A 19755-nucleotide genomic window follows, 5' to 3' on the forward strand; every position below is an offset into this window, starting at 1 on the left:
TGTCATGACCGCACCGCGCATCGCCGACATCCGCACCTATCTGGTCGAAGGCACCGGAGACGGCGGCGACTATCACCGCCAGAAGGGCGGCCACTGGATCGTCGACACGCTGATCGCCAACCCGATGTCGGGCTACGCACCCTATAAGGCGTCGCGCCTCAGCTGGGGTATCGACGTGCTCGGCTCGATCCTGGTCGAGATCGAGGACGACCAGGGCCGCATCGGCTTCGCCACCGGCTTCGGTGGCCCGCCGGCCTGCTGGCTGATCGAGCGGCATTTCCGCCGCTTCCTGGTCGGCGCCGATCCGCGCGACGTCAACCTGCTGTGGGACCAGATGTTCCGCGCCAGCATGTTCTACGGCCGCAAGGGGCTGCCGCTGGCCACCATCAGCGTGGTCGACCTGGCGCTGTGGGACCTTGTCGGCAAGGTCCGGCAGGAGCCGGTCTATAAGCTGATCGGCGGCCGGACCAAGCCGGATCTCGCCTTCTACTGCACCGGCCCATTGCCGGCGGAAGCGAAGCGTATGGGCTTCTGGGGCGGCAAGGTGCCGCTGCCGCACGGGCCGGCCGACGGCCGCGAGGGCGTCCGCACCAACCGAGACTTCCTGGCCCGGCACCGCGCCGCCGTGGGGCCGGACTTCCCGCTGATGGTCGATTGCTACATGGCGCTCGACGTGCCCTATACGGTCGAGCTCGCCACCGCCTGCGCCGATCTCGGCATCCATTGGTGGGAGGAGGTGCTGCACCCCGACGATGTCGAGGGGTATGGCCTGCTGAAACGCGCCCTGCCCGCGGCACGCTTCACCACCGGTGAGCACGAATATTCCCGCTATGGCTTCCGCCGGCTGATCGAGGCACGGACCATCGACATCCTGCAGCCGGACGTGATGTGGGCCGGCGGCCTGACCGAGCTGCTGCGCATCGCCGCCCATGCCGCCGCCTACGACATCGCCGTGGTGCCGCATGGCAGCGGCCCCTACAGCTATCACTATGTGATGTCGCAGACCAACGCACCCTTCTGCGAATATGTGGCGAACAGCCCCGACGGGCGCAGCGTGCACCCGGTGTTCGGCAGCCTGTTCCGGAACGAGCCGGTGCCGCAGGGCGGCCGGCTGGACGTTTCGGACGCCCCCGGCTTCGGCCTCGAGCTCAACTCCGACGCCCCGCTCCGGCAGTTCGACGCCTCTGGACTCTGAGATGGATCCCGACTCCCGGGATCGCGCCTATTTCCCGCCGTCGACGCTCAGCACCTGACCGGTGATCCAGCCGGCCGCGTCGGAGGCGAAGAACAGCACGGCATTGGCGATGTCGTCGACCGTGCCGAGGCGGCGCAGCGCAATCGACGCCACGAGCCGGGCCTGCCCCGCCTCACCCATCGCCGCCCATTGCCGCTCCGTCGTCGGGTTGGAGCGAACAAAGCCGGGCGCGACGTTGTTCACGGTGATGCCCCAGGGCCCGAGCTCATGCGCCAGCTGCCGGGTCAGGCCGATCTGCCCGGCCTTGGCGCTGGCATAGGCCTGGATCCCGGTCAGGCTGACGCCGAGCCCGGCGCCGCTGGAGATGTTGACGATGCGGCCGCCGCCGCAGCGTTTCATGCCAGGCGCTACCGCCTGGCTGCACCAGAACGCGCCGGAGAGGTTGACGTCGAAGATCGCCTGCCAGGCCTGCGGTCCGATCTCCTCGATCGGCCGGCCGACCTGGCCGAGCACGCCGCCGGCATTGTTGACCAGAACGTCGACCGCGCCCGTGGCCGACGCCGCCTCGGCCTCCGCCACCAGTGCCCGCACCGCGCCGCGGTCGGTGACGTCGACGATACGCACCGCCCCGTCCGGCCCGATCAGCCGCCCGGTCTCGGCCAGCTCCTCCCCCAGCACGTCGCAGGCCCAGACCCGGGCGCCGCGCCCGGCGAAGGCGGCGGCGATCGCCCGGCCGAAGCCGTGGGCGGCGCCGGTCACGATCACCGTTCTGCCGGTGAAGTCCTGCGTCATGCTCGCCTCCCGCTCAGGCCGACACGGTGTCCAGCTCGTCCAGCAGGGCCAGCGCCATCTCGCGCCGGCCGGCCTCGATGTCGTGCACCAAAGCGATCAGCCGGGCCGTGATCGGGGTCGGCACACCGTGCCGCGCCCCGATCTCAACCACCGGGCCGAGCTGGGCGTCGACCTCGGTCGGGCGGCGGCGCACCGCCAGGTCGCGCCAGATGCCGGAATGGGTTTTCGCCGAGCGGCGGTTATGCGCCACCATGTCGGCGAAGGAGCGGTCGACCGCCTCAGTCGGCGCGCCGGGGCTGAAGGCGGCGGGGTCGAAGCCGTCGAACGCCTCCGGCCGGATCCCTTCCGCCGCAGCGACGGCGCCGACCTCCAGCGCCAACCGGGTCAGCACCGGCCGGTGCCGTGGCGCCTCCAGCACATCCGCGATCGAGTCGGGAGTCACCGCGGTAGCGAACAGGAGCGCGCCGTAGATCAGCTTGCCCCAGAGATAGCCCCAGATGTTGGTGGTCAGCACGGCTTGCGGCTCGAATCTGCGCAGCAGGCTGTGCAGCTGCTCGATCCGCGGCGTGCGCTCGCCGTCCAGCTCGCCGACCACGACAGCGCCACGGCCGCCGTAGTGGATCACGCCGGGCTCGAGGTAGTCGGCGCCGAAATTGACGAAACAGCCGAGCGTGCGGGCCCTGTCGATCCGGGCGGCGATCACCCGCTCGTTCAGCCCGTTCTGCAGCGAGGCGACATAGCCGCACCGGGTCAGGTGCCGAGCCACATCCTCCATCGCCGCGGCGGTGTGATGCGCCTTGACGCAGAGGAATATCCGGTCGAACTCGCCTTCGACCGCCTCCGGCGTGACCGCGCGGGCCGGAACCGCGTATTCGGCGACCGGGCCGGTGATGCGCAGGCCCCGGGCGTTGATCGCGGCGACATGATCGGCGGCCTGGTCGACGAACAGCACATCCACCCCGGCGCGAAGGAGGGCGGCGCCCACCGTGCCGCCGATGGCGCCGGCGCCCCAGACCAGGATCGGCGAGGGCGCGCTCATGCCCAGGGCCCTTCGATCAGGGCCCGGGTCTCGGCCACCGCCACGTCCCAGATCGCCTGCATCTCCTCATCCGAGCGCTGGTAGTGGCCGCCGAAATTGCCGTCGCCGAGATAGCGCCTCAGCGCCTCCGGCCCCATCAGCCGCATCCGGTCGAAATCGATCATCGGCTTGCGCTGGGTTGGCTGGTCGACGCCGGGCAACCGGGTCCAGGGAAAGTTCTCCATCCAGGAGGCGTGCGAGGCCTGGCTGTCGATCGCCTGCACCTTGGCCCAGGTCTTCGGCGCGTTCCACCAGTTGTGGAACTTCACCGCCGCCCCTTCATGCGTGGTCATCCATTCGATCGCCACCGACTGGGCCGGCTGGTTGCCGCCATGCCCGTTGACGATCAGGATGCGGCGGAAGCCGGTGCGGTACAGGCTGTCCAGGATGTCCTGCACCAGCCGGACATAGGTCTCGACCCGCAGGCTGACCGTGCCGGGATAGGCCAGGAAATACGGGGTGATGCCGTAGGCCACGACCGGAAACACCGGCACGCCCAGCGGCTCCGCCGCCTCGGCCCCGACCCGCTCGCTGAGGATGCTGTCGACCGACAGGCTCAGCCCCGCATGCTGCTCGGTACTGCCGAGCGGCAGCACGGCGCGGTCGTCGCGCTGCAGATAGGCCTCGACCTGGCTCCAGTTCATCTCGCTGATCTTCACGGCAAGGCCTCCTGCGGTTCCGCGATCCCGTCGGCGTCCGGCGAGAGCAGTGGCGCGATCTGCTGGTCGACATCCACCGGATCCGGGCTGTGCCGGTACTCGATCGCCCTTACCCCGGGTCGCAGCCGGGGCAGCACGCTCTCGGCGCCGGTCGACAGGACGACGACATCGGACTGGTCGATCACGGCGTCGAGCGCCGGAGTGCCCAGCGCGGCGGCGGCGATCTGACGGACATGCGGGGCGAAGCGCTGCACCCCGGATTTCATGATCGGCAGGAAATCGGCGAAGCGCGAGGCGATGCCGAGGCGGGCCAGCGGGTCCAGCCCGGCCAGGGCCCGCCGGGTCTCCTCCGAGGGGATAAAGCGGATCGCCACCACCCGGCTGTCCGGCAGCAGCGCCGCGGCCTCGCGCTGGCGGTTCGGGAAGGTCACCACCAGCTCCGCCTCGGCGGCGCCGCGCCGCGCAATCTCGTCCCCACGCAGCCGGTCCATGGTCAGCGGCTGCACCGTGGTCCCGGGCGGCAGCCGAGCCTGGATGGCGCCGGCATAGGCGCGGGTGGCCTCCTCGAAAAGGCCGAGCATGACGACGGAGCGGGCCCGTCGCCGGGGCCTGCGTCGCGCCAGCCGGGCCTGGACCATACCGGTCAGATCGGCCGGGTTCAGCCCAGCCGCCATCGCCTCGTCGATCAGTTGGTCGACCCGGCGCTGGATCTCGGCGATCTGGGGCCGCCGGCCCGTCCCGCCGCTTTCGGCGACGAAGCTGCCGCTGCCGTGGCGGGTCTCGATCAGCCCGGCCTCGCGCAGGCCGCGATAGACCGTGGCCACGGTCATCGGCGCGACCGCCAGCGACTCCGCCAGCTCGCGTACCGACGGCAGCCGCTCCCCCGGGCTCAGCTCGCCGCAGGCGATGCCGTATTCGATCAGGCCCTTGACCTGAACGCCGATGGGCACCGGCAGTTCACGGTCGATCTGCAGCTTCATGACGCCGGCACCCTCCTGTACCAGTCAACTAGCACACTGGCGGAGCCCGCGACAACGCGGATCGCAGGACGACTGCAGACTATTGCAAACACGGCGGTATTCATCATGTCCAGCTCGATTGACTCGGCCGCCGCCGCGGCGCTAGCGTTCTAGCACGCCAGAACACATGGCGGTCCGGGAGGGCTTCACACAAACGAGTGGAGGTCGCGATGAGGATGCTGCTGAAGGCAGCCGTGGCGGCGGCATTGCTGGCGGGCACCAGCGCGGGAGCGCTGGCGGTCGAGCGCGGCGGGGAGATGCGGTACGGGCGCTACGCCGACAGCCTGTTCCTCGACCCGGTGCTGAACGACGCCAATGTCGACATCTGGATCCTGACCAATCTCTACGACACACTGCTGCAGCCATCGGCCGACGGCCTGTCGGTGGAGCCCGGCCTGGCCACCGCCTGGAAGGTGGCCGACGACGGTCTGTCGGTCACCCTGACCCTGCGCGAGGGCACCAAATTCTCGGATGGCAAGCCGATCACGGCCGAGGACGTGAAATGGTCGCTGGACCGGGCGCGCAACCCGAAGAACGGCATCTGGAACGGCCTGATCGCCTCGATCGGCGACGTGGTGATCCAGGATCCGACGACCGTGGTGCTGAAGCTGCAGCATCCGGATCCGACGATCGTTGCCGCGCTGTCGACCTTCAACACCGCGATCCTGCCGAAGGCCGCCTTCGAGGCGACGCCGGGCGCCACCGACGACGAGAAGGCCCACGCCTTCGCCGAGCATCCCGTCGGCTCCGGCCCCTTCATGTTCGAGGCATGGAAGCGCGGGTCGTCGATGCGGATCGTGCGCAACCCCCATTATTGGAAGCTGGGGGAGGACGGCAAACCCCTGCCCTACCTCGATGCGGTCAGTTTCGAGATCATCCCGGACGATGCAACCCGCATCCTCAAGCTGAAGGCGGGCGAGCTGGACGGCGCCGAGTTCATCCCCTATGCGCGGGTCGCCGAGCTGCAGGCCGATCCCGAGCTGCAGATGCAGCTGTATCCGTCGACCCGGGTGCAGTTCATCACCATGAACGTGCGGCCGAAGCTGCCCGACGGCAGCGACAATCCGCTGGCGAACGAAAAGGTGCGGCAGGCGCTGAACTACGCCATCGACAAGGACGCGATCATCCAGATCGTGACCCATGGCGTCGGCAAGCCGCAGACCTCCTACATGTCGTCGACCACGCTGTACCATACGGGCGACACGCCGCTGTACCCGTACGACCCCGCCAAGTCGAAGCAGCTGCTGCAGGAGGCCGGCTATGGCGACGGCTTCTCCACCAAAGTGATGGCGCTGCCGGGCAACCAGGACCAGCTCGGCATCGGCGCCGCGGTGCAGCAGATGTGGGCGGCGATCGGGGTGAAGCTGGAGATCGAGCAGGTCGACAACGCCACCCTGACCGACCGTTATCGCAAGGGCGACTTCTCGATGCGGATGTCGGCCTGGACGAACGACATCAACGATCCCAGCCAGATCACCTCCTACTTCGCCTATTCGCCGGTGATCGACGCCCTCCATTCGGGCTGGAAGAACGACGAGGTCGACAAGCTGTTCGAGGCCTCGCAGAAGGAGAGCGACGCCAAGAAGCGGGCCGAGCAATACGCCCAGATCCAGAAGATCTACGCCGCCACCGGCCCGATCCTGTATCTGTACGAGACGCCCTATCCGGTGGCGCTGCGCAAGAATGTGCACGGCTTCGTCCAGATCCCGCTCGGCAACAACATCTTCGCCGGGGCTTATCTGACGAAGTGAGCCGGGCAGACGGCCGCTCCGATCGCCGAGACAGGAGGCGCGACCGGTGCCGAACCTGAACCACGTGGCCAAGCGGCTGATCCAGCTGGTCCCGACCCTGTTCTTCGTGCTGGTGGTGATCTTCGTGCTGGTCCGGCTGCTGCCGGGCGACCCGACCAGCGCCATGCTGGGCGACCGCGCCACCGACGCCGACGTGGCGCGGCTGAACGCCCAGCTCGGCCTCGACCGGTCGATCCCGATGCAGTTCCTCTTGTTCCTGGAGCGCGTCGTCCAGGGCGATCTCGGCACCTCGATCCATCTTAAGGTGCCGGTGATGCGCCTGATCCTGGAGCGGATGCCGGTCACCTTGGCGCTGACTGGCTATGCCGCGCTGCTGGCGCTGCTGCTGGCGGTGCCGCTCGCCTTCGCCGCGGCGATGCGGCGCGGGCGGGCCGCCGACACCGCGATCCGCGGCGCCTTCCAGGTCGGCCTGTCGATGCCGATCTTCTATCTCGGCCTGGTGCTGCTGACCGTGTTCGCCGCCGGGCTGCGCTGGTTTCCGGTCGGCGGCTATGGCGACGACTGGGCCGATCGCGCCTGGCACCTGTTCCTGCCGGCCCTGACCTTGGCGCTGAGCCTGTCCGCCGTGCTGATGCGCAACCTGCGCGCCTCGATCATCGAGGTGCTGGGTGCGGAATATGTCGACTTCGCCCGGTCCAAGGGGCTGGCGCCGCGCCTAGTGCTGGGACGGCACGTGCTGCGCAACGCCCTGATCTCGACCGTCACCCTGTTCGGCCTGTCGATCGGCACGCTGATCGGCGGCGCCGTGATCACCGAGACGGTGTTCGCCATCCCCGGCGCCGGCCGGCTGATGATCGACAGCATCTACGGCCGCGACTATCCGGTGGTGCAGGGGCTGACCCTGGCGATGGCGGTGCTGGTCTCGCTGGTGTTCCTGGCGACCGACCTGGTGCAGGCGGCGCTCGACCCGCGGGTGAAGGCGTGACCGCGCTCGGCCTCGCCCCGGCCCGGGTCCGGCGGCGGCTCTCCGCCCCCCTGATCGCCGGCCTCGCCATTCTCGCCTTCAGCCTCATTCTGGCGATCGCACCCGGCCTCGTGGCGCCCTACGACCCGACCGCCTTCGACTATCGCGCCCTGCTGCAGCCGCCGAGCTGGGCCCACCCCTTCGGCACCGACAATTTCGGCCGCGATATCCTGAGCCGGGTGATCTGGGCCTATCGCGTCGACATGCAGATCGCGCTGTTCACCACCCTGTTCCCGGTCGTGTTCGGCACCGCGGTCGGGGCGCTGGTCGGCTATTATGGCGGGATCTGGGACCCGATCTTCGGCCGCGTCGTCGACGTGGTGATCACCTTCCCCTTCCTGGTGCTGGTGATTGCCATCGTCGCCGTGCTCGGGCCCGGCCTCGTCAACATGTACATCGCGGTCGGTGCTGTCGGCTGGGTGTTCTACGCCCGGCTGACCGCGGCCGAGATCCGAGTGCAGAACCGGCTCGACTACGCCGCTGCCGGTCGGGTGATGGGCTATGGCGACGCCCGCATCATCCTGCGCCATCTGCTGCCCAACGCCGCCGCCCCGGTGCTGGTCTACTGGATGACTGACATGGCGCTGTCGATCCTGCTCGGCTCCAGCCTCGGCTATCTCGGGCTCGGCGCCCAGCCCCCCGCCGCCGAATGGGGCCTGCTGATCGCCGACGGCAAGAACTTCATGACCCAGGCCTGGTGGATCACGATCTTCCCGGGGGTCGCCATCGTCCTGACCGGCTTCGGCTTCAGCCTGCTGGGCGACGGCGTCGCCGACCTGCTGCGGCCCGACGCATGACGGACGCCGTGCTGTCGATCCGCGGCCTGACCGTAACCTTCCCGACCGCGCAGGGACAGGCGGCCGCGGTGGCCGGCGTCGATCTCGACCTGCGCGCCGGCGAGGTGCTGGGCCTCGTCGGCGAATCCGGCTCGGGCAAGAGCGTCACCCTGCGCGCCGTCCTCGGCCTGGTGCCGCCGCCGGGCCGGGTCGGCGGCCAAGTGTTCTGGCAAGGCCGCGACCTGCTGGCGCTGCCGGAGCCGGCGCTGCGCCGGGTGCGCGGCCGCGAGATCGCGATGATCTTCCAGGAACCGATGACGGCGCTGAACCCGGTGCTGCCGATCGGGCTGCAGATCGATGAGAGCCTGCGGGCGCACACCGGCCTGGGCCGCCGGGCGCGGCGCGACCGGGCGCGCGAGCTGCTGGATCTGGTCGGCATCCCGGCCGCGTCCCGACGGCTCGACGACTACCCGCACCAGTTCTCCGGCGGCATGCGCCAGCGGGCGATGATCGCCATCGCCCTGGCCTCGGAGCCGAAGCTGTTGCTGGCGGACGAGCCGACCACCGCGCTCGACGTCACTATCCAGGACCAGATCCTGACCTTGCTGCTGCAGCTGCGCGACCGGCTGGGAATGAGCGTGATCCTGGTCACCCACGACCTCGGCGTGGTGGCGCAGAGCTGCGATCGCATGGCGGTGATGTATGCCGGACGGGTGGTGGAGAGCGGGCCGGTCGCCGCCGTATTCGAACAGCCGCGCCATGCCTACACGCTGGGGCTGCTCGGCTCGGTGCCGCGCGGCGGCGGGCCGCGGCTGCCGCTGCGCTCGATCGAGGGGGCGCCGCCGCCTTTGACCGGGCGGCCGTCCGGCTGCGCCTTCACCCCGCGCTGCGCCTTCGCCGGACCGCGCTGCCGGACCGACCTCCCGGAGTTGGAGCCGGCAGGGCCGGACGCTGCCGTCGCCTGCTTCGAGAGCGCCCGCGTCGCTGCCGCCCGGGGCGCCGCATGACCGCACCGCTCATCGAAATCATCGGCCTGCACAAGCTCTTCCGGCTGGAGCGCACGGTGGCCGATGCACTGCGCCAGCGGCCCGCGCCCTCGGTGCACGCGCTGAACGGCATCGACCTGACGGTCCGGCGCGGCGAGACCCTGGGCATCGTCGGCGAATCCGGCAGCGGCAAATCCACCCTGGCCCGCTGCATCGTCCGGCTGATCGAACCGGACGAGGGCATCATGCGCTACGACGGCGTCGACATCCGGGCGCTGGCCGGGGCCGAGCGCCGCGCCTTCAATCGCCGCGTGCAGATGGTGTTCCAGGACCCGCGCAGCTCGCTGAACCCGCGCATGACCGTGCGCCAGACCCTGGCCGAGGCGCTGTCGGTGCATCGGATGCGGCCGAACGCCCAGATCCCGGCCCGGATCGCCGAGCTGCTCGACATGGTGCGGCTGCCGCGCGAGGCCGCCGACCGCTATCCGCACGAATTCTCCGGCGGCCAGCGCCAGCGGATCGGCATCGCCCGGGCCTTGTCGGTGGAGCCGGAATGCCTGATCGCGGACGAGCTGGTCTCCGCCCTCGACGTTTCGGTCCAGGCCCAGATGGTGAACCTGCTCTTGGAGCTGCAACAGCGCCTCGGCCTGACGGTGCTGTTCGTGGCGCACGATCTGCGCCTGGTCCGCCATCTGTCGCACCGGGTGGCGGTGATGTATCTCGGCAGCGTCGTCGAGACGGGGGAGACCGAGGCGCTGTTCGCAGCGCCACAGCACCCCTACACCCAGGCGCTGCTGGCGGCGGCGCCCGATCTCGATCCGGCCAGGCGCCACCGCGTCGCGGCGGCGCGGGGTGAGCTGCCCAGCCCGGTCGACCTGCCCTCCGGCTGCCCCTTCCATCCGCGCTGTCCGCACGCCTTCGACCGCTGCCGCAGCGAGGTGCCGCAGCCGCGGCCGACCGCGACCGGCGCCGCTACCTGCCACCTGCTGGACCAGGCACTGCTGCCCGCCGCCGCGCCGATGCCGTACAGGGAAGCCGCCCACGGGCTATGACCGCTTCGCCGAGGAACCCGGCCGGCCGAGGATGTGCTGAACGCCGTCCCGGCGATGCGCGACGCCTTGGCCGCGGCCAGGGACGAGGTGGCGGACACCGGCAGGCTGTCACGGACATCGTAGAATGGCGGTCACCATGCTGTTCGGTTCGCGTGCCGCGCCAGGAACATCGGGCCGACGCGGATGCCGATACGACCGTCCTCGTCCCGGGCCGCCAGTTCCAGCGTCTCGCCCTCGTACAGGATCCCGTGCATGCGCCAGCTGCCGTCCGGCAGCTGCTCGCAGTCATGGGTGCAGAAATACTCGATCAGGCATTTCAGCCGGCCGTCGGCGTAGAACAGATGCGTCGGGTTGAAGTCCGGGCCATAGACGCCGAGATGCGACGCCAGCTCGGCCGGCGCGTCGGAGTCCACGGCATTGCGCCGGGTCCAGTCCTTGCCCTTCCAGACCAGCGCCCCGTCGCCGGTCCGGAAGGTCACGTCGAGATGCGGATAGTCCGCTCCCTCCCCATAGATGCGGCCGTCGATGGTGAAGGCGTCGCCGCCGCGCCATTTCAGCTCCAGCGGCACGCCCTCGCCCATCAGGTACAGCCGGCCGTCCTTCGCCCGCAGCTCCACGCTCTCGCTGCCGTCCGCCGCCTGATAGACGCCGGGCATCGCCGTTAGATGCACCGCGGCCGGCGGCAGGTGCTTCGCCGGCGGGGCCGGCGCCCGGCCCATCTTCCGGGATGCCAGGGCCAGCCGCAGCGCCTGCCTCGCCAGCCGGGTGCCGATCTGGTTGCTGAAATCGAGGGTGCAGAAGATCAGCGCCGCGAGGCCGGCCTGGGGCAGCGCCACCATCTGGGTGGCATAGCCGTAGACCGCGCCGCCATGGCCGATCGAGGTCCAGCCGTCGACCTCGCCGACGCCGAAGCCCAGGCCGTAGCCCTTGCTGCTGCTGTGGCCGGCCAGCGGCCGGCCCATCACCGTCCACATCTGCTTCAGGCTGGCGGGCGACACGACGGACTGCCCGTCCGGGGCGAAGCCGCTGCGCAGCATGCAGGCCGCGAACTTCGCCATGTCCGGCACGGTGGAGACGATGGCGCCGGCCGGCGACCCGCCGAGGTCGAAGACCGGTGCCGGGAAATCGTGGTCGAAATCCCACATCCAGGCCGGGGCCAGCCGTTCCTGCAGCCCGGCCATCGGCGCAGCGCTGCTCTCGGCCATGCCCAGCGGCTGCAGGATGTGGCGGTCGACATAGTCGCTATAGGTCATGCCGCTGACACACTCCAGCACCGCCCCCACCACGGCGATGCCGGCATTGGAATAGTGCGTGATCCCGGCGCTGGGATCCTCCTTCAGCACAGAGGTCTTCAACCCCTCGACCGTCACCGCCAGCCCCGGCCGCCGGTCGTCCAGGTAATGGCCGTCCTTCGGCTCGCGCACCAGGCCGGCGGTGTGGTTCATCAGCTTGCGCAGCGACACCTGGGCGCCATACGGACCGCTCTCGCGCCCGGCGAAGGGGTTCACGGGACGGAAGTCGGGGATGTAGGCGGATATGTCGGCATCGATGTCCACGAGTCCCCGTTCGGCCAGCTGCATGATGCCGATCGCCGTGAACATCTTGGTCAGCGACCCGATCCGGAACAGCGAATGCTCGTCCAGCCGGTGACCAAGGTCGGGCCGCACCACATGGCCGGTGGCCAGCAGCCCGTCGCGGTCGACCACGGCGTAGGAGATCGACGGGATTCGCTTGTCCCCGACCTCGTGAGCGATGGATTCCTCCAGGCCGGCGGCCAGGGCACGAGTGTCCATTCGGTTGTCTCCTCTCAGGTCCGGAGGCGGGGGTCGAGGATGTCGCGCAACGCGTCGCCCAGCAGGCTCCAGGACAGCACGAACAGGAAGATCGCGGCGCCGGGGAAGGCCAGCGTGTACCAGTAGCGGAATGGGCTATCGCCGCGGCCGACGATCCAGTTGCGGGAATAGCTGATCAGCTGGCCCCAGTCGGCGTAGCCGGGCTCGACCCCGACGCCCAGGAAGCTGAGGGCGGAGGCGGTCAGCACCATCGACCCCGTCATCATCGTGGCCAGCACCAGCACCGGGTAGAAGGCGTTCGGCAGGATGTGCCGCAGCAGCAGCCGGATGTCGCGCGTGCCGTAGGACCGCGCGGCCTTGACGTAGTCCAGCTCCTTCACCCGCAGGATTTCGCTGCGGATGACGCGGGCATAGTTCATCCAGCCGAAGGCGGTCAGCGCGATCGTCATGGGCCCGATGCCCTTGCCCAGCAGCGTGGTCAGCACCATCGCCGCGATCAGGAACGGCACGGCCAGGAAGACATCGACGACGCGCATCAGCACCTCGTCCACCATGCCGCCATAGAAGGCCGACACGGCCCCCACCACGGCGCCGATCAGGGTCGAGATCAGGACGACGCCGAGGCCGATCTTGAAGGCGGTGCGGGTGCCCCAGACCAGGCCGTAATAGATGTCGAACTGCCCCTCGGTGGTGCCCAGCAGGGCCCGGGCCGAGGGCGGCTGCGGCGTGGCGCGGAAGCCGCTGCGCGGGATCTCGTAGGGCGAGGTCTGGTAGGGCTCGGGCGGCGCGATCACCGGGGCCAGCACGGCGATCGCGACGAAGCCGGCGAGCACCAGGATGCCCAGCAGCGACAGCGGGTTGCGCAGCAGATAGACGATGATCCTCATGCCAGCCTCACCCGGGGGTCGAACAGCGGGTACAGCAGGTCCACCACCAGGTTCAGGGCCACCAGCACCAGCGAGAAATAGAGGGCGAAGCCCAGCACGGCCGGGAAATCCAGGTTGGCGGCCGCGTTCGCGGCGAACTGGCCGAGGCCGTGATAATCGAAGATCGTCTCGGTGATGACGACGCCACCCAGCATCGCCGCCACCTCCATCCCCGCGACCGTGATCACCGGCAGGAGGGCGTTGCGCCGGGCGTGCCGGTTCTGCACCACCCGCTCGCTGAGGCCCTTGGCGCGGGCGGTGCGGACATAGTCCTGGCGCAGCGATTCCAGCATCGAGGTGCGCATGATCCGGGTCATCGAGGCCAGGTTGACGTAGCTGAGGGTCACCACCGGCAGGATCAGGTGGCGCAGCGCATCCAGGAAGATCGGCAGGTTGCCGTTCAGCACTGCGTCGACCGTGTTCAGCCCGGTCCAGCGCCGGAAGCCGTCGCCCCCGACCTCCACCAGCGCCCATTGGCTCAGCCGCCCCGGCGGGAACCAGCCGAGCGACCCGTAGAACACCATCAGCATCAGGAGGCCGAAGACGAAGACCGGGAAGGACCAGCCGAGCACGGTGAACAGGCGGATCCCGTGGTCGACCGGCCGGTTCAGATGCACGCCGGCCCGGCTGCCCAGCCAGATCGCGCCCAGAATGCCGGGCACGAAGGCGAAGAGCACCAGCTCCAGCGACGCCGGGAAGAGCGAGACCAGCGCCTCGGCCACCGGCATCCGCGCCGTCTCCGACCAGCCGAGATTGCCCTGCAGGATGTTGCCGATCCAGCGGCCGTATTGCAGGTGGAACGGGTCGTTCAGCCCGTATTTCTCGATCAGCGCCTGCACCTGCGCCGCGCCGCCCTTCAGCGCGTCCGGGCTGCCGACATAGGTGACCACGCGCTGGGTGGGCGTCAGCATCATCTGCATCGCGAAGATCATCAAGGTCAGCGCGAAGAAAACGATGGGTACGAAGGACAGGCGTCGGATCGCATAGGCGAGCATCGAAAATCCCGGGCAGAAGGCATAACGACCGGGCCGGGCGGGCGCGCCCCGCCCGGCCTGGCGACTACTGCTTTTCCTTCTTGGCAATGGGATAAAAGTCCCAAGCGCCGTACTCGATCATGTTGTGGACGTAACCGTCGACCCAGTCGCGCGTGACGATGAAGCCGTATTCCTCCCACAGGAATTGGGTGGTGGCGTATTCGTGGCTCATCTCCTGCAGCTTCGCGTAGATCTTCTCCCGCTCCGCCGGGTCGACCGTGGTCCAGCCCTCTTTCAGGAGCGGATCGAACTTGTCGCGCATCAGCTGGCGATAGCCCTCGCCGGTCATGCCCGCGACCAGGCCGGTGCTGGACAGGTAGTAGGTCGCGGCGCCCAGCGGCCCGCCCGGATCGGAATAGTCCGGTCCCCAGCCCATGATGGCCATCGGCGCGCTGGGGTCGGCGCCGCCATAGACCTTGTCGGCGAAGGTGGCGGCCTGCAGCTGCTGGATCTTCAGCCTGAACTTCGGATTGATGCGGGCCAGGTTCTGCTGCAGCAGCGACAGCGCCGAATGATACGCGCTGTTGCCTTCGGTCATGTAGGCGGTCAGCTCGAAGCCGTTCTCCCAGACCTGGCCGCCCCAGGCCTTCTTGAAGTGCTCCGCCGCCTTCTCCGGGTCATAGGAATACACCGGGCTGTCCGGCCGATAGCCCATGATGCCGCGCACGGTGGGCCCCCGCAGCTGCACGGTCTTGCCCAGCAGGACATCGTCCAGCAGCAGCTGATAGTCCTGGGCGTAGCTGAAGCCCTTGCGCACGTCGATATCGGCGAAGAAATCGGGCGGGATGCCCTTGCCGTCCAGCTTGCCGCTGCCGATCGCCGGGTTGTCCACCGCGCTGACCGGCCAGATGTAGAAGATCGAACGGCCGAACACCTGGGGCAGGCCCTCGGTCACCTTGATGCCGGGCTTCGCCGCCACCTCATCCAGGAACTCCACCGGCGTCGTCACCACATCGGCGTCGCCGGCCTCGAGCTGCAGCAGGCGGGTGGTCCATTCCGGCACGGACCGCAGCACCACGCGCTCCAGCTGGGCCGGGCCCTGCCAGTAGCCGTTGAACCGCTTCATGGTGATCTTCTTCTCGGACCGGTCCCATTCCTCGACCATGAAGGGGCCGCTGCCGTTCTCGACCTCGAACAGCTTGTCCTCACCCAGCTCAGGCTTATGGAACGTCTTCCAGGTGCCGGCGGTGCCGTCCCAGTCGCCCTGGTCGCGGGCCCATTCCTGGTCGATGATCGAGGTGGCGAAGGGCAGCGCCATGATGCCCAGCGTGGCCGGGAACGGCGCGTCCAGCACGATCGTCACCCGGTCGCCGTCGACCTTGATCTTCTCGGACAGCGCGTCATGCACCTTGGCGAGGCCGGCGGCATCGACCTCGTCGAAGGTCTTCACCCCGGCCAGGTCCATGGCCCAGGCCTCGATGTTCGGATACTTGCCGGCGGTGATCATCTCCGTCACCGCATTGGCCATCCAGCTGTCGCCCTGCAGGATGGCGCGCATCAGCGAATATTTGACGTCCTGGGCCGTCAGCTCGCCATGGCCGGGGACGATCGCCGCCTTCTCCTGCTCGGTCAGATCGTCATACAGCTTCCAGGCGACCAAGCCATCCGCGCCCTTGACCCCGACCTTGTGGGTGTAGACCCCTTTGCGGATCGGGAAGGTGTAGCTGATCGACCCGTTCTCGCCCGGCTTGATCAGCCCGTTCTCCAGCGACGGCACCTCGGTCGACAGGGCCGGGACGAACTCGGAAATCTCGCTGCCCTTGTAGTTCAAGAGCCGCATATAGGTGTTGATCGACACATAGGTGTTGGGTGTGTCGGCCATATAGGCCGGGTCCAGCGTCCGGATGTCGCTGGTCCAGAGATAGACCAGGGTGTTGGGGTTCTTCATCTCGGCCTGCGCCGCGCCGGACAGGGCAAGCAAGGCGATGCCAAGGCTGGGACCAATCCAACTCTTCATCGAGAAGCCTCCTGTTGACGGGCGCTTTCGCCCTTATGGGCCGCCTGGAACGGCGATCTGCCAGCAGTGTGTCTTAGGCCCGACGATAAGACCATACTGAATGCGCTTAATTTTCCCCTTGGGGGAAAAACTTTAGCGTATCGGAATATAACCCAAGCTTATGGATGACCGCGCAACGTGATCCCTTTCAGGCTTCCGCACGCACGAAATGCCGGTCCGACACCTGCTGCATCGGCAGGAACACCGGCTGGAAATCGGGAGGCCGCACCGCGCTCGGGATCTCGTCCGCCAGCAGCAGGCGATTCTCGGGCCGCTGCCGAGGATCGGCGACGGGTACGGAGGACAGCAGCTTGCGGGTGTAGCTGTGCCGCGGGTTGCCGAAGACCTCGCGCCGGTTGCCGATCTCGACGATCTGGCCGAGATACATCACCGCCACGCGATGGGCCATCCGCTCCACCACCGCCATGTCGTGCGAGATGAACAGGACCGAGATTCCCGTCTCCGCCTGCAGGTCCATCAGCAGGTTGATGACCTGCGCCTGAATGGTGACATCCAGCGACGCCACCGCCTCGTCCGCGATCACCAGCTTCGGCCGGGTGCTCAGCGCGCGGGCGATGCAGATGCGCTGCCGCTGGCCGCCGGAAAAGGCGTGCGGATGGCGCCGCGCATGCTCGGGCGACAGCCCCACCCGCTGCAGCAGCTCGGCGACGCGCGCCCGGATCTCGGCGCGCGACAGGCCGCCATGGACCAGCATCGGGTCGGCGATCGCCTGCCCCACCGTCATGCGCGGGTTCAACGAGCTGAACGGGTCCTGGAACACCATCTGCACCTGGCGGCGCAGCGCCTGGATCTCGCGCGCCGGCTGCCCCAGCGTCTCGCGGCCCTCGAACCGGATCGAGCCGGAGACCGGCCGGTCCAGCTGCAAGATGCTGCGGCCGATGGTGGACTTGCCGCAGCCGCTTTCCCCCACCAAGGCCAGCGTCTCGCCCGGGAAGATCTCGAACGACACGTTTTCGACCGCATGAACCCGGCCCGTCACCTTTCCGAAGATGCCAGACCGCAGATCGAAGCGCGTGGTCAGGTTCTCAACCGCCAGCAGTGGGGCGCGGGTCATGCCGACACGGCCTCGACGCTCAAGGCATCGTGGGTCTCGACCAGGCCGGAGGCATCGCTCATCTCGACCAGCGGGAAGCGTTCGGGCTCGTCCTTGTCGGCCATGCTGCCCAGGCGCGGCACCGCGGCCAGCAACGCGCGGGTATAGGCATGCCGCGGCGTCTCGAACACGTCGTAGACCGTCCCGGTTTCCACGATCTCCCCCTTCAGCATGACGCAGATGCGGTCCGCCATCTCGGCCACCACGCCCATGTCGTGGGTGATGAACAGCACCGACATGCCGATCTCGCGCTGCAGCGCCCGCACCAGGTCCAGGATCTGGGCCTGGATGGTGACGTCCAGCGCCGTGGTCGGCTCGTCCAGGATCATCAGCGACGGGCGGCAGCACAACGCCATGGCGATCATCACCCGCTGGCGCATGCCGCCGGACAGATGGTGCGGATACTGGTCCAGCCGCTTCTCCGCCTCCGGCACCCGGACCAGCTTCAGCGCGTTCAGGGCGATCGTGCGGGCCTCGGCTGCGGACTTGCCCTGATGCCGCATGATCGCCTCGCCGATCTGGAAACCGATGCTGAAGACCGGGTTCAGGCTGGCCATCGGATCCTGGAACACCATCGAGATGTCGGATCCTCTCACGTCCTTCATGAGCTTCTGCGGCAGCCGGGCGAGGTCGGCCACCTCTCCCCCTGCCAGGCGCATGCGGATCGATCCGCCGGCCAGCCTGGCGCCGTCATATTCGGCCAGCCGCATGATGGTCATCGCGGTGACCGACTTGCCGCTGCCCGATTCCCCGACCAGCGCCAGCGTCTCGCCCCGCCCGATATGGAACGATATGCCCTTCACCGCGTGCAGGGTCTCGCCCCCGCCCAGTGAGAACGACACCTGGAGATTCTCGACCTCAAGCACGCGATCGTCGTTCATGGCGGCTCCGATGCTGGGCGATCCGGAACGTCGGGCAAGAACGTATTTCCTATACGCTAAAAAATACCGTATGCAACAATAGTCTCCATCACAAGGCATCGACGAACAAGCCGGGAGGAAGGGCATGCGTCTGTACATCTCCGCCGACATTGAAGGGATCGTCGGCGTCGTCACCCGCGACCAGACGGGTCCCGAGGGCTTCGAATACGAGCGGGCGCGCGACTGGATGACCGACACCGTTGTCGCTGCCTGTGAAGCCGCGCAGGCGGCCGGGGCGACCGAGATCGTGGTCAGCGATTCCCACGGCAACGGCCAAAGCCTCAAGATCGAGAAGCTGCCGGAGTGGGTTCAGCTGGTGCGCAGCTGGCCGCGGCCGTTGTGCATGATGCAGGGGATCGAGGTCGGAGAGTTCGCGGGCGCCCTGCTGATCGGCTACCACTCCGGTGCCAGCAATCCCGCCGGGGTGCTGGCGCACACGCTGAGCGGCACCGCCTTCCAGGAGGTGCGCGTCAAAGGCCAGGTGCTGAACGAGGCGGGGCTGAACGCCGCCATCGCCGGCCACTACGGCGTCCCGATCATCTATGCCTCGGGCGACGACGTGGCGACGGCCGAGATCCGCGACATCGTCGGCGACATCGAGACGACGACGGTGAAATGGGCGCATAGCACCCGCTCCGCCCGCACCCTGACGCCCGCGGCGGCCCATGCGGCGGTGCGGGAGGGCGTGAAGCGCGCGATCGCCCGGATCGGCGGCGCCAGACCGTTCCGGCTTGCACCGCCCTACGCCCTGGAAGTCCGGTTCCGCCACCGCCTGCCGGTCGAGTACCTGGCCTATCTGCGCTTCGTGACCCAGCTCGACACCTACACCATCCGCTACGAGGCGGCGGACACGGTGGACCTGTCGAAGTTCCTGATGTTCCTGTTCGGCTACAGCGTCACCGCGACGATGTAGCGGCGGGCGCCGCAGCCATCCGGACCCGGCCCCACGGTCCGGTCGCGACGGCCCGTCAGATCGTGAACAGGGAACGGAGGGTCCCCTCCAGGCCGGGATCGGGGCTGGAGCAGACGCAGATGATGGTCGCGTCGCTCTCGCCCACCGAAACGAAGCCGTGGCCCATGGTGCTGTCGATGTAGATGCTGCCGCCCTTCTCCAGCCGCACCGGGGCGTAGTGGTCGGTGTGCACCTCGATCGTCCCCTCAAGGACGTAGATGAACTCCTCCCCCGAATGGCGGACCAGAGGACCGAACTCGGCGATGTCGCGGGTCTTGACCTTGGCGATCACCGGCACCATCCGCTTCCGCTGCAGCTCGGTGCAGAGATAGAGGTAGTCGTAGTTCGGAGTGACCTGGAGCAGCCCCTCCTCCGGCTGGCTGATCGATCGCCGCGCCAGCGCCGTTCCCGCCCCCGCCGGCGTCGACAGCAGCTCGGCCAGGTTGATGCCCAGCCCCTCGCTGATCTGCAGCAGCTTGTCGTAGGTCAGCGACATCTGGTCGTTCTCGACCTTCGACAGGGTCGAGACCGCGACCCCGGTCCGCTGATTGACGTCTTGAAGCGTCCACCCGTGCCGGCGCCGCAGCGCCTTCAGGCATTCCCCAAGCTTGGGCTGACTGGACATACATGGTACCGGAGCCGATTGATGGTCGACCACCCTATGTCGGGCACCAAGCTTATCGCAACA

At 68.5% G+C, this 19755-nt stretch carries 18 protein-coding genes; 7 read left to right on the plus strand and 11 right to left on the minus strand.

From position 1 onward, the window contains the following. Positions 1-4: 4 nt before the first annotated feature. A complete protein-coding gene (gene rhmD, locus KXR53_RS28280; protein ID WP_437378640.1) occupies positions 5-1195 on the plus strand; it encodes an L-rhamnonate dehydratase in 1191 nt (396 codons plus the stop codon). 27 nt (positions 1196-1222) lie between these two features. Here the strand turns inward: rhmD and KXR53_RS28285 are convergent, their stop codons facing one another. From KXR53_RS28285 to KXR53_RS28300, 4 genes are read right to left on the minus strand one after another with little or no spacing between them, the layout of a single operon-like run. Continuing rightward, a complete protein-coding gene (locus tag KXR53_RS28285; RefSeq protein WP_437378641.1) occupies positions 1223-1987 on the minus strand; it encodes an SDR family NAD(P)-dependent oxidoreductase in 765 nt (254 codons plus the stop codon). Between the two features lie 13 nt (positions 1988-2000). Further along, positions 2001-3026 carry a ketopantoate reductase family protein gene (locus tag KXR53_RS28290; protein ID WP_437378642.1) on the minus strand — a complete coding sequence of 342 codons (1026 nt, stop codon included), beginning with the start codon at positions 3024-3026 and terminating at the stop codon, positions 2001-2003. Continuing rightward, positions 3023-3724, minus strand: coding sequence for a creatininase family protein (locus KXR53_RS28295; protein ID WP_437378643.1), 702 nt, complete (start codon positions 3722-3724; stop codon positions 3023-3025). Before KXR53_RS28295 ends, KXR53_RS28290 begins: the two co-directional genes overlap by 4 nt. Beyond that, complete coding sequence (locus tag KXR53_RS28300; RefSeq protein WP_437378644.1) at positions 3721-4704, minus strand: GntR family transcriptional regulator; 984 nt, start codon at positions 4702-4704, stop codon at positions 3721-3723. Before KXR53_RS28300 ends, KXR53_RS28295 begins: the two co-directional genes overlap by 4 nt. 209 nt (positions 4705-4913) lie before the next feature. Between KXR53_RS28300 and KXR53_RS28305 the strand changes: the two genes are divergently transcribed. The 5 genes from KXR53_RS28305 to KXR53_RS28325 are packed head-to-tail and all read left to right on the plus strand — an operon-like array spanning position 4914 to position 10332. Further along, a complete protein-coding gene (locus tag KXR53_RS28305; protein WP_437378645.1) occupies positions 4914-6494 on the plus strand; it encodes an ABC transporter substrate-binding protein in 1581 nt (526 codons plus the stop codon). A gap of 46 nt (positions 6495-6540) precedes the next feature. Beyond that, positions 6541-7479, plus strand: a complete 939-nt coding sequence (locus tag KXR53_RS28310) for an ABC transporter permease (RefSeq protein ID WP_437378646.1) — start codon at positions 6541-6543, stop codon at positions 7477-7479. Then, positions 7476-8315 carry an ABC transporter permease gene (locus tag KXR53_RS28315; protein WP_437378647.1) on the plus strand — a complete coding sequence of 280 codons (840 nt, stop codon included), beginning with the start codon at positions 7476-7478 and terminating at the stop codon, positions 8313-8315. The genes KXR53_RS28310 and KXR53_RS28315 overlap by 4 nt, the downstream gene beginning before the upstream one ends. Continuing rightward, positions 8312-9301, plus strand: a complete 990-nt coding sequence (locus tag KXR53_RS28320) for an ABC transporter ATP-binding protein (protein WP_437378648.1) — start codon at positions 8312-8314, stop codon at positions 9299-9301. Before KXR53_RS28315 ends, KXR53_RS28320 begins: the two co-directional genes overlap by 4 nt. Then, complete coding sequence (locus KXR53_RS28325) at positions 9298-10332, plus strand: ABC transporter ATP-binding protein (RefSeq protein WP_437378649.1); 1035 nt, start codon at positions 9298-9300, stop codon at positions 10330-10332. The genes KXR53_RS28320 and KXR53_RS28325 overlap by 4 nt, the downstream gene beginning before the upstream one ends. A gap of 131 nt (positions 10333-10463) precedes the next feature. Here KXR53_RS28325 and KXR53_RS28330 read toward each other — a convergent pair whose 3' ends face one another. The 6 genes from KXR53_RS28330 to KXR53_RS28355 all read right to left on the minus strand — a co-directional run bounded on the left by KXR53_RS28330 (position 10464) and on the right by KXR53_RS28355 (position 18076). Continuing rightward, on the minus strand, positions 10464-12125 hold the full coding sequence (locus tag KXR53_RS28330) for a serine hydrolase domain-containing protein (protein WP_437378650.1): 1662 nt from the start codon (positions 12123-12125) through the stop codon (positions 10464-10466). Positions 12126-12139: 14 nt separating this feature from the next. Further along, positions 12140-13012, minus strand: a complete 873-nt coding sequence (locus KXR53_RS28335) for an ABC transporter permease (protein WP_437378651.1) — start codon at positions 13010-13012, stop codon at positions 12140-12142. Further along, positions 13009-14046 carry an ABC transporter permease gene (locus KXR53_RS28340; protein ID WP_437378652.1) on the minus strand — a complete coding sequence of 346 codons (1038 nt, stop codon included), beginning with the start codon at positions 14044-14046 and terminating at the stop codon, positions 13009-13011. The genes KXR53_RS28335 and KXR53_RS28340 overlap by 4 nt, the downstream gene beginning before the upstream one ends. Before the next feature lie 64 nt (positions 14047-14110). Continuing rightward, complete coding sequence (locus KXR53_RS28345; RefSeq protein WP_437378653.1) at positions 14111-16042, minus strand: ABC transporter substrate-binding protein; 1932 nt, start codon at positions 16040-16042, stop codon at positions 14111-14113. A 187-nt stretch (positions 16043-16229) separates the two neighbouring features. Beyond that, positions 16230-17156, minus strand: coding sequence for an ABC transporter ATP-binding protein (locus tag KXR53_RS28350; RefSeq protein ID WP_437378654.1), 927 nt, complete (start codon positions 17154-17156; stop codon positions 16230-16232). Continuing rightward, positions 17153-18076 (minus strand): ABC transporter ATP-binding protein, encoded by a 924-nt coding sequence (locus tag KXR53_RS28355; RefSeq protein ID WP_437378655.1) that lies wholly within the window; start codon positions 18074-18076, stop codon positions 17153-17155. Before KXR53_RS28355 ends, KXR53_RS28350 begins: the two co-directional genes overlap by 4 nt. Before the next feature lie 124 nt (positions 18077-18200). On the opposite strand from KXR53_RS28355, the gene KXR53_RS28360 reads away from it, so the two are divergent. Continuing rightward, a complete protein-coding gene (locus KXR53_RS28360; RefSeq protein WP_437378656.1) occupies positions 18201-19028 on the plus strand; it encodes a M55 family metallopeptidase in 828 nt (275 codons plus the stop codon). Between the two features lie 55 nt (positions 19029-19083). On the opposite strand, the gene KXR53_RS28365 is transcribed toward KXR53_RS28360, so the two are convergent. After that, positions 19084-19692: a helix-turn-helix domain-containing protein gene (locus KXR53_RS28365; RefSeq protein ID WP_437378657.1), complete on the minus strand. Its 609-nt coding sequence runs from the start codon at positions 19690-19692 to the stop codon at positions 19084-19086. Positions 19693-19755 lie beyond the last annotated feature (63 nt).

The sequence above is a fragment of the Inquilinus limosus genome, from assembly GCF_051487185.1.
Classification (GTDB): domain Bacteria; phylum Pseudomonadota; class Alphaproteobacteria; order DSM-16000; family Inquilinaceae; genus Inquilinus; species Inquilinus limosus_F.

What these genes read in the sequence shown, in the direction of transcription:
- rhmD (WP_437378640.1), top strand. Translation starts at nt 5, where the DNA reads ATGACCGCACCGCGCATCGCCGACATCCGCACCTATCTGGTCGAAGGC.
- KXR53_RS28285 (WP_437378641.1), bottom strand. Translation starts at nt 1,987, where the DNA reads ATGACGCAGGACTTCACCGGCAGAACGGTGATCGTGACCGGCGCCGCC.
- KXR53_RS28290 (WP_437378642.1), bottom strand. Translation starts at nt 3,026, where the DNA reads ATGAGCGCGCCCTCGCCGATCCTGGTCTGGGGCGCCGGCGCCATCGGC.
- KXR53_RS28300 (WP_437378644.1), bottom strand. Translation starts at nt 4,704, where the DNA reads ATGAAGCTGCAGATCGACCGTGAACTGCCGGTGCCCATCGGCGTTCAG.
- KXR53_RS28305 (WP_437378645.1), top strand. Translation starts at nt 4,914, where the DNA reads ATGAGGATGCTGCTGAAGGCAGCCGTGGCGGCGGCATTGCTGGCGGGC.
- KXR53_RS28320 (WP_437378648.1), top strand. Translation starts at nt 8,312, where the DNA reads ATGACGGACGCCGTGCTGTCGATCCGCGGCCTGACCGTAACCTTCCCG.
- KXR53_RS28325 (WP_437378649.1), top strand. Translation starts at nt 9,298, where the DNA reads ATGACCGCACCGCTCATCGAAATCATCGGCCTGCACAAGCTCTTCCGG.
- KXR53_RS28330 (WP_437378650.1), bottom strand. Translation starts at nt 12,125, where the DNA reads ATGGACACTCGTGCCCTGGCCGCCGGCCTGGAGGAATCCATCGCTCAC.
- KXR53_RS28335 (WP_437378651.1), bottom strand. Translation starts at nt 13,012, where the DNA reads ATGAGGATCATCGTCTATCTGCTGCGCAACCCGCTGTCGCTGCTGGGC.
- KXR53_RS28340 (WP_437378652.1), bottom strand. Translation starts at nt 14,046, where the DNA reads ATGCTCGCCTATGCGATCCGACGCCTGTCCTTCGTACCCATCGTTTTC.
- KXR53_RS28345 (WP_437378653.1), bottom strand. Translation starts at nt 16,042, where the DNA reads ATGAAGAGTTGGATTGGTCCCAGCCTTGGCATCGCCTTGCTTGCCCTG.
- KXR53_RS28350 (WP_437378654.1), bottom strand. Translation starts at nt 17,156, where the DNA reads ATGACCCGCGCCCCACTGCTGGCGGTTGAGAACCTGACCACGCGCTTC.
- KXR53_RS28355 (WP_437378655.1), bottom strand. Translation starts at nt 18,076, where the DNA reads ATGAACGACGATCGCGTGCTTGAGGTCGAGAATCTCCAGGTGTCGTTC.
- KXR53_RS28360 (WP_437378656.1), top strand. Translation starts at nt 18,201, where the DNA reads ATGCGTCTGTACATCTCCGCCGACATTGAAGGGATCGTCGGCGTCGTC.
- KXR53_RS28365 (WP_437378657.1), bottom strand. Translation starts at nt 19,692, where the DNA reads ATGTCCAGTCAGCCCAAGCTTGGGGAATGCCTGAAGGCGCTGCGGCGC.